A 13,587-nucleotide genomic window follows, 5' to 3' on the forward strand; every position below is an offset into this window, starting at 1 on the left:
GTTCCTTGGCAAATCGCATCACGAACGCAGACAGGGTGGGCGCATCACGCATGCGCGGCAGGGGTGGCTGACGTTCCAGCCGCGGCCTCGCGGGCCGCCTTGCGCCGCGCCAGCCAGCTATGCACGATGCCGAACACGACCGGCACGAAAATCAGCGTCGACAGCGTACCGGCCGCCAGTCCGCCGATCACCGCGCGACCGAGCGGCGCGTTTTGTTCGCCGCCATCGCCGAGACCCAGCGCCATCGGCAACATGCCGATCAGCATCGCGAGCGCCGTCATCAGCACCGGACGGAAACGGCTAAACCCGGCTTCGAGTGCTGCATCGAGCGGTGGCGCGCCGGCCGCGAGCTTGTCGCGCGCCGTGCTGATCACGAGAATGCTGTTGGCGGTGGCAATGCCGATGCACAGAATCGTTCCGGTCAGCGCCGGCACGCTCAAGGTCGTGTGCGTGGCGAACAGCATCCACGAGATACCCGCCAGCGACGCCGGCAGACCGCTCACAATGACCAGCGGATCGAGCCACGACTGGAAATTCACCACCATCAGCAGATACACCAGTGCGATCGCGAACACGAGCCCAAGGCCCAGGCCGCTGAACGACGCGTTCATCGACTGCACCTGGCCGCGCATCACGATCGACGAGCCGGGCGGCAGTTGCGCGCGCGCTTCGCTCACCAGCCGGTTCACGTCGTCGGCCACGCCGCCGAGGTCGCGGCCTTGTGCGGATGCGAAGATATCGAGCACCGGCTGCACGTTGTAGTGCGATACCACCGCCTGCTGCGTGCTGCGCGACATCGTGCCGAGCGAGCCAAGCAGGTTTTGCGGCGTAGCCGCCACCTTTTGCGTGGTGAGCGGAATATTCGCGAGCGTCTGCAGCGAATGAACGTCGTACTGCGGCATCTCGGTCACCAGCGGATAGCTGACGCCGTTCTTCGGGTCGAGCCAGAAATTCGGCGTGGTCTGCGAACTGCCAGACAGCGCGATCAGCATGTTCTGCGCGACTTCGCGTTGCGTGAGCCCGGCTTCGAGCGCCTTGGTCCGGTCGACGTCGATGTCGATCGTCGGGTCGTCGCCCGGCTGCTGGATGCGGGCGTCGACCAGACCGCGCACGCCGCGCAGCTTCGCAAGCAGTTGCTTGGCGACCGCGCGGTTGGCGGCCAGCTTGTTGCCGACGATCTGCACGTCGATCGGCGCGGGCAGGCCGAAGTTCAGAATCTGGCTGACGATGTCGGCCGGCAGAAACGCGAACGTGACGCCGGGAAACGCAGCATTGAGCACGTTGCGCAGTTTCGCGACATAGACGGCGGTGGGGGCGTGGCCGGGTTTCAGCGTGATCAGGATGTCCGCATCCGCTGAGCCGATCGGGTCCGACGAATCGTAGGTCAGGTTGATGCCGCTGGTCGGCACGCCGATGTTGTCGAGCACCGACGCCTGTTGCGCAGCCGGAATCACGCTGCGGATCTTCGCTTCCACTTCGTCGGTGAGGCGAGCCGTTTCTTCGATGCGGGTGCCGGTCGGTGCGCGCAGATGCAGGCGGATTTCGCCGGTATCCACTGCGGGAAAAAAGTCGCGCCCAACGAACGGCAGCAACACCAGTGAACCGAGACACAGCAGCAGAAACAGCGCGACGAAACGACGGCGCCGTTCGATGGCGCGCGTCAGCGCACGGCGATACGCATTGCGCACGCGTTCGAAGCGTAGTTCGAAGCCCGCCTGAAAACGCGTCAATGCACGTACCAGCGGGTTTGCCGCGCGCGGTGCAGCGGCGCCATCCTGCGCGCGGTTGCGAGCGCGCATCAGATACATCGCGAGCGTCGGAATCAACGTGCGCGAGAAGAAATACGATGCGCACATCGCAAACACCACCGCCTCGGCAAGCGGCACGAACAGATAACGCGCGACACCCGACAGCAGAAACATCGGCACGAACACGATGCAGATCGACAGCGTCGATACGAACGTAGGCACCGCGATCTCGCCGGAACCGTTCAGAATCGCATCGTGCAGCGGGGCGCCGCTTTCCAGGTGATGTGTAATGTTCTCGATCGCAACCGTTGCGTCGTCAACCAGAATGCCGACCGCCAGCGCTAGACCGCCGAGCGTCATGATGTTGATGGTCTGGCCAAGCGCGGACAGCGCGATCAGCGAGGTCAGCACCGCGAGCGGAATCGATACCGCGATAATCAGCGTCGCGCGCCAGCTGCCGAGAAACAGCAGGATCATCGCGGCGGTCAGGCACGCGGCAATGGCTGCTTCGCGCACCACGCCGTCGATCGCCGATTTGACGAACACCGATTGATCCGACAGCGGCGTGATATGCAGCGCGCTCGGCAATCCGGCGGCGATATTCGGCAGCATCGACTTGACCTGCTGGATGATCGTCAAGGTCGACGCGCTGCCGGTTTTCTCCACTTCGAGCAGCGCCGCGCGCTTGCCGTCGCTGCGCACGATATTGGTTTGCGGTGCATAACCGTCGATCACGTGCGCGACGTCGCGCACATACACGACGGTACCGTTCACCGTTTTGATCGGCAGGTCGTTGAGCGCCGCGATCGACGCCGTGCTGCCGTTCATTTCGACGTTGTATTCGCGCGTGCCGATCTTCGCGGTGCCGCCCGGCAAAATCAGATTCTGCGCGTTGACCGCATTGACCACGTCGAGCGGCGCGAGGCCTTTTGCCTGCAGCGCGGCCGGATCGAGTTCGACCATCACCTGGCGGATCTTGCCGCCGAACGGCAGTGGCACCGCCGCGCCCTGCACGGTCGCGAGTTGCGTGCGGATGAAACTGTTGCCGAGGTCGTACAGCTGTTGCTCGGGCAGCGTCTTGCTCGACAGGCCGAGCTCGAGCACCGGCACCGTCGACGCGTTGTACGTAATGATGTTCGGCGGCAGCGTACCCGGCGGCAGCAGCCGCAAAATCGACTCGGAATTCGCCGAGGCCTGCGCAACCGCACGGTTAATGTCGGCGCCCGGATGGAAGAACACCTTCACCACCGCCACGCCGTTCAGCGATTGCGACTCGATATGCTCGATGTCGTCGACGTCCGACGTCAGCGCTCTTTCGTAATTCGACGTGATACGGTGCGCCATATCTTCGGCGGAGAAGCCGTTGAAGCTCCACACGATGCTGACCACCGGCACGTCGATGTTCGGAAAGATGTCGGTGGGCGTACGCACGATCGCAAGCGGCCCCAGGATAAACAGGAGCACAGCCAGTACGATAAACGTATAAGGCCGCTGCAACGCTAGCTTGACGATCCACATGGCAGATTCCCTCGGCAACAGGCTGTAAAGCCAGCTGTTATGTCTGTCGCGCCGGCATACGGCGTGTCCAGACCTGATGGGATGCAAGTGTGGGGGAGCGGCGATTACCCTCGGGCGTCGCGAAGATTACGAATCTGTTATCTGCGGTGCAATTGCTGCCAGCGCTTCGGCGGCTCGCCGGTGGTAAGCCTGAACACGCGCGTGAAGTGGCTTTGTGCGCTGACGCCGCATGCCAGCGCAATCTGTTCGAGTGTGTCGTCGCTGTGCGCGAGCCGTTGCTTGGCTTTCTCTATGCGTCGCCTCATCAGCCAGCGGTGTGGCGTATCGCCGACCTGCTCGCGAAACGCGCGTGCGAAATGGCGTGGGCTGAGCCCTGCTGCATCGGCGAGCGCGACGATGCCGAGATCCTCGTGAAGGTGCGGCTCGACGAAATCGGTTACGCGCTTCAGGCGCCACGCGGGCAATGCCACACGCCGCTCGGGCGCGGCTTGCGTGCCGGCGCGCTGCAGCAGATGGGCGGCAAGCGTCATCAGTGCGCCATCGGCGAGCAGCCGGTCGGTTGCGTCGCCGCGTGACGCGGCTGCCTGAACCTGTTCCATGTTGCTCTGCTCGACCCGTTCGACAATGTTTCCGGTTCCCGGTCAGCCAAGGCTCGACCGGTACGATCCGTTACCGATATCTGTGTCATGTTCGCGTCATGCCTGTGTCATGCAGGCACTGCGCGGCGCACGAAAATGATTGCCGTGCCGGCCGCCATCAACAATGTCCCGAACACGCGGTTTTGAATCCGCACCGCGCGAGGATGCCTGAACACCTTCCCAAAGGCACTGGCACCGTACGCATACGCATGCATGATCGTCGCGTCGATCACGCACATGGTGATCGTCATCACCGCAAGCTGCGACACGAGCGGCCTGCCGGCAACGATGAATTGCGGCAGTACCGCCACCATGAACACGATCCCTTTCGGGTTGGTGGCGTTGGTCAGAAATCCGGTCGCGCAGCGTTTGCGCCATGACGCTTCAGGCGCGGCGCGTGAGGTGCTCGTCTGCGTCGCGACCGGTGCGCGCCACTGGCGCAAGCCGACATAGACCAGATAAGCGGCACCGCATAGCTTGACGGCGAGAAAGGCCCACGCCGATGCCATCAGCAGCGAGCCGACCCCCACACCGGCGACGATCAGGATGAAGGCGAGGCCAAGCTCCTGGCCGACGATCGTCGCACGGGCCCGCGGCGGGCCGTATGACGCGCCATGACTCATTGCCAGCACAGCGCCCGCGCCGGGCGACAACGCAATCGCGCAACACGCGAATGCATAGGTGATCCACAGATGGTGTTCCAACAGTCATTCTCCCGAAGCATGCCGGCTGCGTCGCGCGCGATCTGCGCAACTGCGTGGCGGACAGCAACCCGACTTTATCGGGTGTCGTGCAATCCGTTTTGACTGAAGCGGACAAAGCTTGCGCACAACGGTCACGGCATGAGGGCGGCGCATTATCGCCGAAACGCTTTTGAGGTATCCGTATACACATCGTATGGATTGCCCAAGATCGACGCTCGTCTATGATGATTACCACCCCCGTCTGCTTTGTCTGCCAACGAAAAGGAGAACAACGATGAACCGACGCAACTTCTCGGCCGCGATGCTTGCCGCCGCTGCCGCCTCGATGATTTCCACCAGCGCGTTCGCGGCCGATGCCGCGCCGCCGAAGGCGCGCAACGTCGTGCTGGTGCATGGGCTGTTCGCCGACGGCTCGTGCTGGACCGAAGTGATCGCGCGTCTGCAGGCGGCAGGCATGAACGTCACCTCGGTGCAAAACCCGCTGACGACGCTGCCTGAAGCCGTAGCTTCGGCCAAACGCGTACTCGACCGGCAAGACGGCCCCACCGTATTTGTCGGACATTCGTTCTCGGGGATGATCGTCAGCGAAGCCGGCGTGCATCCGAACGTGTCGGCCGTGGTCTATGTGGCGGCTCGCGCGCCCGATGCGGGCGAGGACTATACGGCGCTGGCCAAGACCTATCCGACACCGCCGGCTTCCGCGGGCATCGTGTTCGACGGCGACGAGGGGCGCCTGACCGAAGAGGCCTTCCTGCGCGACTTCGGCGGCGATCTGCCGGCCGACAAGGCGAGGGTTCTCTACGCAGTGCAGGAGCCGTTTCACAAGGCACTGCTCGCCGGCAAGACGACTCAGGCGGCGTGGCGCTCGAAGCCGAGCTTCTATGCCGTGTCGACGGAAGACCGCACGATCAATCCCGATCTCGAGCGATTCATGGCCAAACGCATGAACGCCAAAACCATCGAATTGAAGTCGAGCCATCTGTCGATGATTTCTCATCCCGACGAGATCACCAGGCTGATCCTCGAAGCCGCGGGGCAACGGAACTGATCGCGGCGCCGGTTTGAACGACCGGCGCACCGCGCGGGCGATCGGCCTGGTCAAGGCGACCGGCGAGGCCGGATCGGTCGCCCGACAGCACGTTTCACACTGAGATGTACTGAAAGACCGACCCGGTCATCGCCAGTCTGGCTAGCTGCATAAACTCCTCGACGAACGGTTGGCGTTCCGACGCGAGAGCGGATAACGGATGCCGTACGCCGCCTTACACAAAGACCCGTACGGCGAACCGTTCGCATTGGAAAACGGCTTCCCGGAGCGCTTATTTCGCGCTTGTTCGCAGGCTGATCGCGCGGTGTCCTTTTCAGTCAGCAAGTGTCCGCTACAGTCAAATCGCACAACGGCGGATGCGATAAAGTCCAGCGCATTAGCCAGGCCATGCGGCGCTGCCGCACAATTAGATGCAAAGCGAAAGACAGTCAAAAGAAGCAGCGCAGCAGGAAACACAACATCGCGTCACAGCGGAAGAGTCGCCCGGCAGCGCTGTCGCCACGCCGGAAGGCGTCGCCGCACCGAAGTGCAAGCTTAGTGATACCAGGCATGAATGGCGGAGCTATTCGGATTTCTATCGCGAGTCCGCGTATGCGGTATTCCCGCAGCAGCATCGCAGCCTCGCGGGACGCTTGCCGTTCCGGATGATCGACGTCGACCAGTCCGATCACAACTTCACCGATCCGGACGTACCGGAATCGGTGCTGGTGTTGCCGCTCGCCACCAGCGCGCATAACCGCTGGTCGTGGGACATGGGCCATGGCTGGCGCCACTCCAGCGCCTCGCCAGGCAGCCTGCTGGTGCTGCCGGCCGGCGTCGAGAGCCGCTGGCGGGTCAAGGGGCAACGCAAGCTGCTGTTGCTCACGTTACCGTCCACGACGCTGGAGAGCGTGCTTGGCGGTGCGTTACCGGAGAATGTGGCGCGCACGTTTCATTCGCTCACGCAATCTCCGTGGGAGGACGCCTTTATCGCCCAGACCATGGTGCGGCTCTGGGGCGCGATGCTCGAGCACGATCCGACCGATCAGCTGCTCGCCGACGGCGCGCTGGTCGCGCTCGCCACCCATCTGCTGCAGCGTGCCGGCGCAGCAGAGAAACCGGGCCGCCGCGTGGCGATGCCTGCGTGGCGTCTGCAGCGCGTGACCGAATTCGTCGACGCTCATCTTCATGAGGAATTGGGCATCGCCTCGCTGGCCGACGCGGCCGGGCTCAGCGTGCGTCATTTCACGCGCGCCTTTAGCCAGCAGGTCGGCGAAACACCGCACCGCTGGCTGATGAATCGCCGCATCGAGAAAGCCAAACAACGGCTCGCGCACAGCGACGACACCCTCGAACAGGTCGCGCGAGCCTGCGGCTTTAGCGCGCAAAGCCATTTCACCCGCGTGTTTCGCCTGATCGCCGGCGAGCCGCCCAAACGCTGGCAGCAATCGCACAAACAAAGTTGATTCGACCTCACACTGCCGAGCCCGCCCACTCCTTCAAGCTCCTTTTTGTCGACTGACCCGCTTCGACCTGGCTTCGTCCCGCCCCCCGCCGATCAGCCAGCCGTGCGCAACGAACATCGATGAAGATTCCCTGCATCGCGCTCGCGACCGCATAATGGGCGGATCCGTTTCACTTCGGAGCCGCAACGCATGAACGAGCGCATTGACGAGGAAGTGACGTTTCGTCGGCTTGAAGTTCTGCTTGCCTTCCTCGAGGGTGGGAGCCTCGGAAAGGCGGCAGAGATACTGGATGTGAGCACGGTCAGTGTGCACCGCGCGCTGCATTCGCTTGAGAAAGGCATGCGATGCAAGCTGTTCGAGCAGCAAGGAAGACTGCTGATCCCGACCGACGCGGCACGAACGCTCGCCAGCACCGCGCGCACTGTGTTGACGGCCATGTCGATCGGCATCCGCACGACTCGCGAAGTAGCCGGCTACTCGTCTTCGCTGTTGCGGCTAGGGTCGCTCTACTCGCTCACGCTCGATACCGTACCGGCCTTGATCGCCGAGCTTAAGTCACGCGGTACCGGGCTCGAGGTCGAGTTGACGCTCGGCTCCGATTCGGAATTGCTCGAACAACTATCGCAAGGCGCCATCGATGCGGCGCTGCTCGCCGCGTCTGAACTGGGACCGGAATGTCAAACCATCCCACTGTTCGACGATGAGATCTTTTTCGCCGCGCCGGCCGGTTCGCGTTATGCGAAACATAAGACCATAGACCTGCAGGCCTGTTCGCACGAACCGTTTGTCTCGCTGCATGAAGGGTTTGCCACGTATCAGGGCTTTCACCATGCGTTCGAGGTAGCCGGAACCACGCCGCTGGTCACGATGAGTGTCGGCGACATCTTTTCGTTGACGAGCCTCGTGAGCGGCGGCGTCGGATACGCGCTGTTGCCTGGCAGGGTGCGCGGACTGCTGAAAGACCGGGTCCATTTCATCCCTCTGGATCCGCGCTTCCAGATGAAGCAAACGATCGGCCTGACCTTTTTGACCATTCGCGAACGCGATCCTACGTTGCTCAAGGTCTGCGTAGCGTGCAGGGCGATTGCCCGCGCTGCCGGCCGGAAGCAGCGCTAACGCGGCACACGACCATTACGCCGGGCGTAATGATCTGCTGACGGTGTTGATTGATTGACCTTTGCGGGACGCTTAACGTCGGTGGTACACCGGCGCAATGCCGGGTATTGCCCATGTGCAAACCGATAGCGTCATGCGAACAGAAACACTGCCCTGCGACACCATCGAGCAAGGAGGCGGCCCGGAATTCAGGGTTGCGAAGCCCTGCTGGCGGAGCTATGCACAGTTCTTTCGCGAGTCGGCCTACACCATTTTCCCGCAGCAGCATCGCGGTCTCGGCGGGCGGCTGTCATTCAATATGATCGAAGTCGAGCAGTCCGATCACGATTTCACCGATCCGGACGTGCCCGAGACGGTGCTCGCGCTGCCGCTCGCCGCCAGTGCGCAGAACAGCTGGTCGTGGAATATGGGCAACGGCTGGCGGCACGCCACTGCCGCGCCGGGACATCTGCTGGTTCTGCCGCCCGGCATCGAAAGCCGCTGGCGAGTGCTCGGGCAACGCAGGCTGCTCTTGCTGACGCTGCCGACAGACACGCTCGAAAACGTGCTCGACTGTACGCTCCCTGCCGATCTGGCGCATACGTTCGACACGCTTGCGCAGCACCCAACGGAAGATACGTTCATCGCGCAGACGATGCTCCGGCTGTGGGCGGCATCGCTCGAATCTGAGGCGAACGACCGGCTGCTCGCCGATGGCGCACTGATCTCGATAGTCGCGCACCTGCTGCAACGTGCCGGCGCCGGTGACTTGCCGGAGCGCCGCGTCGCGATGCCGACATGGCGTTTGCAGCGCGTGATCGAATTCGCCAACGCCCATCTTCACGAAGACCTGTCGATCGCGTCGCTGGCCGATGCCGCGGGACTGAGCGTGCGTCATTTCGCGCGCGCCTTCAACCTGCAGGTCGGCGAGACGCCGCACCGCTGGCTGATGTGCCGGCGCATCGAAAAGGCCAAACAGCGGCTTGCGCATAGCGACGACTCGCTCGCGCGCATCGCGCAAGATTGCGGCTTCACGGCGCACAGTCATTTCACGCGCGTGTTTCGGCTGATCACCGGCGAGACGCCCAAGCAGTGGCAGAAGTCGCACAAAAAAAGCTGAGACATGTGCGCTGGAATGCGGTTGTGCGAAGCGCAGGAAGCCGAATCATCCTGCAGCAAACGCGGCAAAACAGGCGTCGGCAAGCAACTCATCCGCAGCGGCCGGTACCGTACCCCGGCCGCCGCGGAACTGCCGACACCATCGCTACCCACGCATCACTGCCGCCGTTGCTGCAAGAACTGCCGCACGTCGCTCATCGAAACCTTGCCCGTATGAGCGGTATCGATTTCATCGAAGTGCTTCGCAACGAAGCCGAGCCCATTGCTTTGCGCCTGCGCCTTGGTCACCGTGCCGCCGCTGGCAAGGGCGGTATTGCCGGCAAGACGCGCTTCGACGCGCTGCTGCGCCTGCTGCTGCAGCTGCGAGCCGGTAGTCGATTGCATCGGCGCGACCCGGTTGGTCGGGAAAAACGGACCATCTACGCCGTGGCCGCCCGGGGGTAAGTTCACCGGCGCGACCGACTGGGTCTCGGCCGCCTGCGCGCTCGCCAGCATCGCGCCGAACGCGAGCAGCGCGGCGGCACGTTTCAGCATATCCATTGTTGACATGATCACTCGCAATAAAGAGGAAGAAGGAACCCGATAAAGGCCGGGACTTCATGCATGCTGTTGAGCTTACTGCGACGCATTGGCCTGCGCTGTCGCGGTTGTCGTATCCGCCGGGCTCGCATCAGGCCACGGCGCAGCCAGATTCCACAGCGTCAGCGCCAGCGGAATCGGCTGGCCGCGGTAAAAGCTGGCGAGGTCGGTCTTCATCTGCGGCCGGGCGGTGTCGTCCAGATAGATCATATGGCCGCCCTGGAAGAAATTCACCTGCAGGTTCGGGTTCAGGCCCGACACGGTCTGCATGCGCGCCAGTTCCTTTTCGGTGGTGAAGAACGGCGTGGCCAGGTCGTGATAGCCATTCTCCGACAGCACTTTCAGCTGCGGGTTGAGCGTGATCGCGCCGACCAGATCGGGCAGCGTATCGGGCAACGGCTGGCCGCCATGCGAGAAGTCCCACAGGTTGATGATGCTGTTGTTCAGCGGCATGTAGGTTGCGTTCGGCGCCTGATAGCCGAGATATTGCGGCATCTGCGTCGCGAGCGCGGTGGTGAACGGCTGCGAGATCAGGATGTCGGACGGGTCGGAGTCGCTCTGCAGGCGCGGATCCGAATTGGGCAGCGAGACGCGACCGTCATAGCGGCCGATCGTGGTGCCCGGAATCATCGCGTTGCCGAACGGTTGCGTGTTGAAGTAGCCGTTCAGCGCCTGCAACGACATGCTCGACGATACCGCCCACGACTGCAGCGTGCGCTTGGGCGGATAGATTGGCGTGCCGAGCGCATCCGGAATCCCCAACTGGCTCAACACCCACGTCTGCGCGTACTGCTTCAGGTGGTTGTACTGGCCGGTCGCAAAGGTCTCCGACTGCGCCGCATACACCTGCGGCGTGATCGGCCGCGGCGACACCAGGTTGTAGTACGCGGCCACTGCGGCATAGCCCGGCATGTAGCCGGCCAGCGTATCGGTATCGAGCTTCAGGCCGAGCGTATCCAGCGTGATCGCCACCGCTTCGACCGAATCGGCGAAGTAGTTCAGGATCGACGACTGCAGCACGATACCGGTCAGATGCACGCCGGCCGATTCGAGCGCGAGCGCGAGCATGTCGGTGCGCGGCGTGCCGTACGATTCGCCGTATAGATAGATCGGCGAGTCGCTGCGATTGTTCGCGTTCAGGTAGTGCATCACGAAGTCGCGCATTACGTTGACGTCCGGATCCGTGCCCCAGAACTGGCGGTTGGTGTTCGGCAGGATCGCTTCGGAAAGCCCGGTGCCCGGCGGGTCGATGTACACCAGATCGGTGGTGTCGATCAGGCTGTCCGCGTTGTCGACGATCGGATAGTTCGGCCAGTTGGTCAGCAGCGGATCGGGCGTCGCCACGCGCGTCGGCGCGAACGAGCCGAGCCGCAGCCAGATCGACGATGAACCCGGGCCGCCGTTATAGACGAACGTGACGGGCCGCGGCGAACCGTCCTGGCTCGGCGACGTGTACGCGACGTACGACATCGTCGCTTCGGGAACGCCGTTCTGGTCGGGCACCGTCAGGTGGCCGGTGGTGGTCGTGTAGTTGATCGTCTTCTGGCCGGCGGTCCACTGGTAGTGCATCACCGCGGCATTCTCCGACACTTGCGATACGTCGATACCGGCGTTGGCCCGCGTCGAATAGGCCACGGGGTCGACGTAGGGCTGGTTGGGCGGCGGTGTGTCCTGCTGCGCGGCTTGCCGCGCCACGCTCGACACCGGCGAAGCACCGTCGCCACCGCCGCCGCACGCCGCAAGCAGCACCGCGCCGGCAACACATGCAACCGAGGTTGCCAGCCGGCCCGGATATACCCGGCTGCGATTGATGAAAATACGGTCTGATTTCATTTCTGTCCCTGTCGTCAAAATGAGCTACCGCTAAATCGAACGACCGCCTGCGCCGCCAGCGCTTAAAGCAAAAACAGAAAAACCATTACCAGCTTGCGGCTAACGCGGCTGATACGAACCTTTCTTTTATCTGACATCCGGAAAATACGGGCGTGCAAAATCCGCCAGGTACTAAAGATGGCTAACTATTATCGGTAATCTATACAGCCGTGGAGATGGTGCCGCTTCGGAAAGATTTGGTAATGAGTGGCAGCACAGGAAAAATAGGAGGTTTCGTATGCCTTTGTCAAGCGCCTGATCGCATGCCGTGTGGCTCTATGCTTGATGAATCACAGGCCGTTCGACGTCACTGAAAGTGCGAGTCGAGATTTACCGGGGAATGGCTTCGGATAATTCGTCCCATATCAGTAAAGCAGAACATAAAATTAATCCGAAAAAAATCGTGATTTTCCCAAGCCCGTTAAAATCACCACGTAAAAATAGCCGCGTTATTGCGCGGCATTATTTTCCGGAGCAGATTCGAGCATTTGAATTTGGGTTTTATCGCGATGCTGCCGGCACATGTGCATGCCGCACTACGCTGGTGAATCGGCACACGCGCCGTTCTTATTGTTAAGCGAGTGCGGCCGCGCCGAACACGATGCATACCGGGCTGCCCGTCCCGATCGTCGATGTGCCAGCCTGCGGCAACAGTGTGTGAGCGTCGAGTGCGCGGCTCACGATGGTGTCGCTATGCTCGTTGGCAACCAGCAGCCGGGCGCCATCCGGCGTCAGCGTGATGAAACGCGGGAACGCGCCGAGCGCGGGCGCGAACTCATGCGCGGCGGTGGGTACACCGTCGGCGTCAAGCGGCAGGCAGGCCACCGAATCGTGTCCGCGATTCGATACGTACAGCATGCGGCCCGATGGGTGCGCGACGATGCCGGCCACGCGATTCGCGCCGCTATAGTTGCCGGGCAGTGTCGACACGTGCCCGATACACGCGAAACTGCCAGTGTCCGCATCGAACGACAGCGTCGTAACGGTCGAATCGAGTTCGTTCGCGACGTAGATCAGCGGCATCTGCGGATGAAACGCGGCGTGCCGCGGGCCGGCGGATTCGCGGCTCTGGAAGCGGTTGATCGAGGTATCGGCCGCGCTTGCGCCAAAGCGCACCGCGAATACTGCGTCGAGCCCTTTGTCGGGCACGATGTGCCACGGGCTCGCACGACCTGCCGTGACAAAACGCAGCGCGTGATGCGGGTGCGAGCCGCTCTGTTCGATCCGATGCGGGCCGGGTGCGCCCGGCAGTCCGATCAGCAGACGCACCGGCTCGAGCGAGCCGTCGGCCGCGACGCCGAGCGATGCGAGCGTCCCGGTTGCGTAGTTCGCGATCACCAGCGTGCGTTCGTCGAGCGACAGTTCGAGATGGACCGGATTGATACCGCCGCACGGCTGGCGGTTCAAAAAGCGCAAGCTGCCGTCGGCTTGCCCGATCTCAAAGCTACTCACTTCCGCATGGTCGCCATGCACGGCGTAAAGCCGCGTTTGCGCGCGGTTCAGTGTTACGAACGACGGGTTGGTGAGTCCTTCGACTACCTGCCGCAGCCGCCATTCGCCTGACGCGGCATCGACCGCGTACACGCTCAAACCTTTGCCGCGCGCATTGCGCGCCACGGTCGTGCGGCTGCCGACGTAGGCGATCCAGCCGCTCGCGCGGCGCTTATCCGCCGCGGCTGCGCGCGGGTCGTGTATCGCTTCGTTCAATGTTGCCCCCTCTTCTCTTCACGTGGCCGCGCAAGCGACCCTGTCACCCTTCATTGACTTTTGTGATCATAAAACGCATTGTACCTACTTTGCCGCAGCACGGCGGCAAAGCAC

10 protein-coding genes are annotated in these 13,587 nt (G+C 62.8%); 4 read left to right on the forward strand and 6 right to left on the reverse strand.

Annotated elements, in window-relative coordinates; all coding sequences use genetic code 11:
- Positions 1-44: 44 nt before the first annotated feature.
- From ACYVNQ_RS14590 to ACYVNQ_RS14600, 3 genes are all read right to left on the reverse strand, one after another.
- Entirely contained in the window at positions 45-3,266 is a 3,222-nt protein-coding gene (locus tag ACYVNQ_RS14590; RefSeq protein WP_460903203.1) for an efflux RND transporter permease subunit, read from the reverse strand.
- Between the two features lie 137 nt (positions 3,267-3,403).
- Complete coding sequence (locus tag ACYVNQ_RS14595; RefSeq protein ID WP_460903204.1) at positions 3,404-3,865, reverse strand: helix-turn-helix domain-containing protein; 462 nt, start codon at positions 3,863-3,865, stop codon at positions 3,404-3,406.
- Between the two features lie 107 nt (positions 3,866-3,972).
- The gene (locus ACYVNQ_RS14600) at positions 3,973-4,608 is read right to left on the reverse strand and encodes a LysE family translocator (RefSeq protein WP_460903205.1); all 636 of its coding nucleotides are present in this window, start codon (positions 4,606-4,608) and stop codon (positions 3,973-3,975) included.
- 274 nt (positions 4,609-4,882) lie between these two features.
- Between ACYVNQ_RS14600 and ACYVNQ_RS14605 the strand changes: the two genes are divergently transcribed.
- The 4 genes from ACYVNQ_RS14605 to ACYVNQ_RS14620 all read left to right on the forward strand — a co-directional run bounded on the left by ACYVNQ_RS14605 (position 4,883) and on the right by ACYVNQ_RS14620 (position 9,316).
- A complete protein-coding gene (locus ACYVNQ_RS14605; RefSeq protein WP_460903206.1) occupies positions 4,883-5,656 on the forward strand; it encodes an alpha/beta fold hydrolase in 774 nt (257 codons plus the stop codon).
- A gap of 410 nt (positions 5,657-6,066) precedes the next feature.
- Positions 6,067-7,101, forward strand: a complete 1,035-nt coding sequence (locus ACYVNQ_RS14610; RefSeq protein WP_460903207.1) for a helix-turn-helix domain-containing protein — start codon at positions 6,067-6,069, stop codon at positions 7,099-7,101.
- A gap of 189 nt (positions 7,102-7,290) precedes the next feature.
- On the forward strand, positions 7,291-8,217 hold the full coding sequence (locus ACYVNQ_RS14615; RefSeq protein WP_460903208.1) for a LysR family transcriptional regulator: 927 nt from the start codon (positions 7,291-7,293) through the stop codon (positions 8,215-8,217).
- Between the two features lie 133 nt (positions 8,218-8,350).
- A complete protein-coding gene (locus ACYVNQ_RS14620) occupies positions 8,351-9,316 on the forward strand; it encodes a helix-turn-helix domain-containing protein (protein WP_460903209.1) in 966 nt (321 codons plus the stop codon).
- A gap of 155 nt (positions 9,317-9,471) precedes the next feature.
- Here the strand turns inward: ACYVNQ_RS14620 and ACYVNQ_RS14625 are convergent, their stop codons facing one another.
- The 3 genes from ACYVNQ_RS14625 to ACYVNQ_RS14635 form a co-directional block, all read right to left on the reverse strand.
- Complete coding sequence (locus tag ACYVNQ_RS14625) at positions 9,472-9,864, reverse strand: 2-oxoglutarate dehydrogenase (protein ID WP_460903210.1); 393 nt, start codon at positions 9,862-9,864, stop codon at positions 9,472-9,474.
- Positions 9,865-9,930: 66 nt separating this feature from the next.
- Positions 9,931-11,727, reverse strand: coding sequence for a S10 family serine carboxypeptidase-like protein (locus ACYVNQ_RS14630; protein WP_460903211.1), 1,797 nt, complete (start codon positions 11,725-11,727; stop codon positions 9,931-9,933).
- Between the two features lie 612 nt (positions 11,728-12,339).
- Positions 12,340-13,473, reverse strand: a complete 1,134-nt coding sequence (locus ACYVNQ_RS14635; RefSeq protein WP_460903212.1) for a lactonase family protein — start codon at positions 13,471-13,473, stop codon at positions 12,340-12,342.
- Positions 13,474-13,587 lie beyond the last annotated feature (114 nt).

The organism is Paraburkholderia jirisanensis, assembly GCF_054782355.1.

What these genes read in the sequence shown, in the direction of transcription:
- ACYVNQ_RS14590 (WP_460903203.1), bottom strand. Translation starts at nt 3,266, where the DNA reads ATGTGGATCGTCAAGCTAGCGTTGCAGCGGCCTTATACGTTTATCGTA.
- ACYVNQ_RS14595 (WP_460903204.1), bottom strand. Translation starts at nt 3,865, where the DNA reads ATGGAACAGGTTCAGGCAGCCGCGTCACGCGGCGACGCAACCGACCGG.
- ACYVNQ_RS14605 (WP_460903206.1), top strand. Translation starts at nt 4,883, where the DNA reads ATGAACCGACGCAACTTCTCGGCCGCGATGCTTGCCGCCGCTGCCGCC.
- ACYVNQ_RS14610 (WP_460903207.1), top strand. Translation starts at nt 6,067, where the DNA reads ATGCAAAGCGAAAGACAGTCAAAAGAAGCAGCGCAGCAGGAAACACAA.
- ACYVNQ_RS14615 (WP_460903208.1), top strand. Translation starts at nt 7,291, where the DNA reads ATGAACGAGCGCATTGACGAGGAAGTGACGTTTCGTCGGCTTGAAGTT.
- ACYVNQ_RS14620 (WP_460903209.1), top strand. Translation starts at nt 8,351, where the DNA reads ATGCGAACAGAAACACTGCCCTGCGACACCATCGAGCAAGGAGGCGGC.
- ACYVNQ_RS14625 (WP_460903210.1), bottom strand. Translation starts at nt 9,864, where the DNA reads ATGTCAACAATGGATATGCTGAAACGTGCCGCCGCGCTGCTCGCGTTC.
- ACYVNQ_RS14630 (WP_460903211.1), bottom strand. Translation starts at nt 11,727, where the DNA reads ATGAAATCAGACCGTATTTTCATCAATCGCAGCCGGGTATATCCGGGC.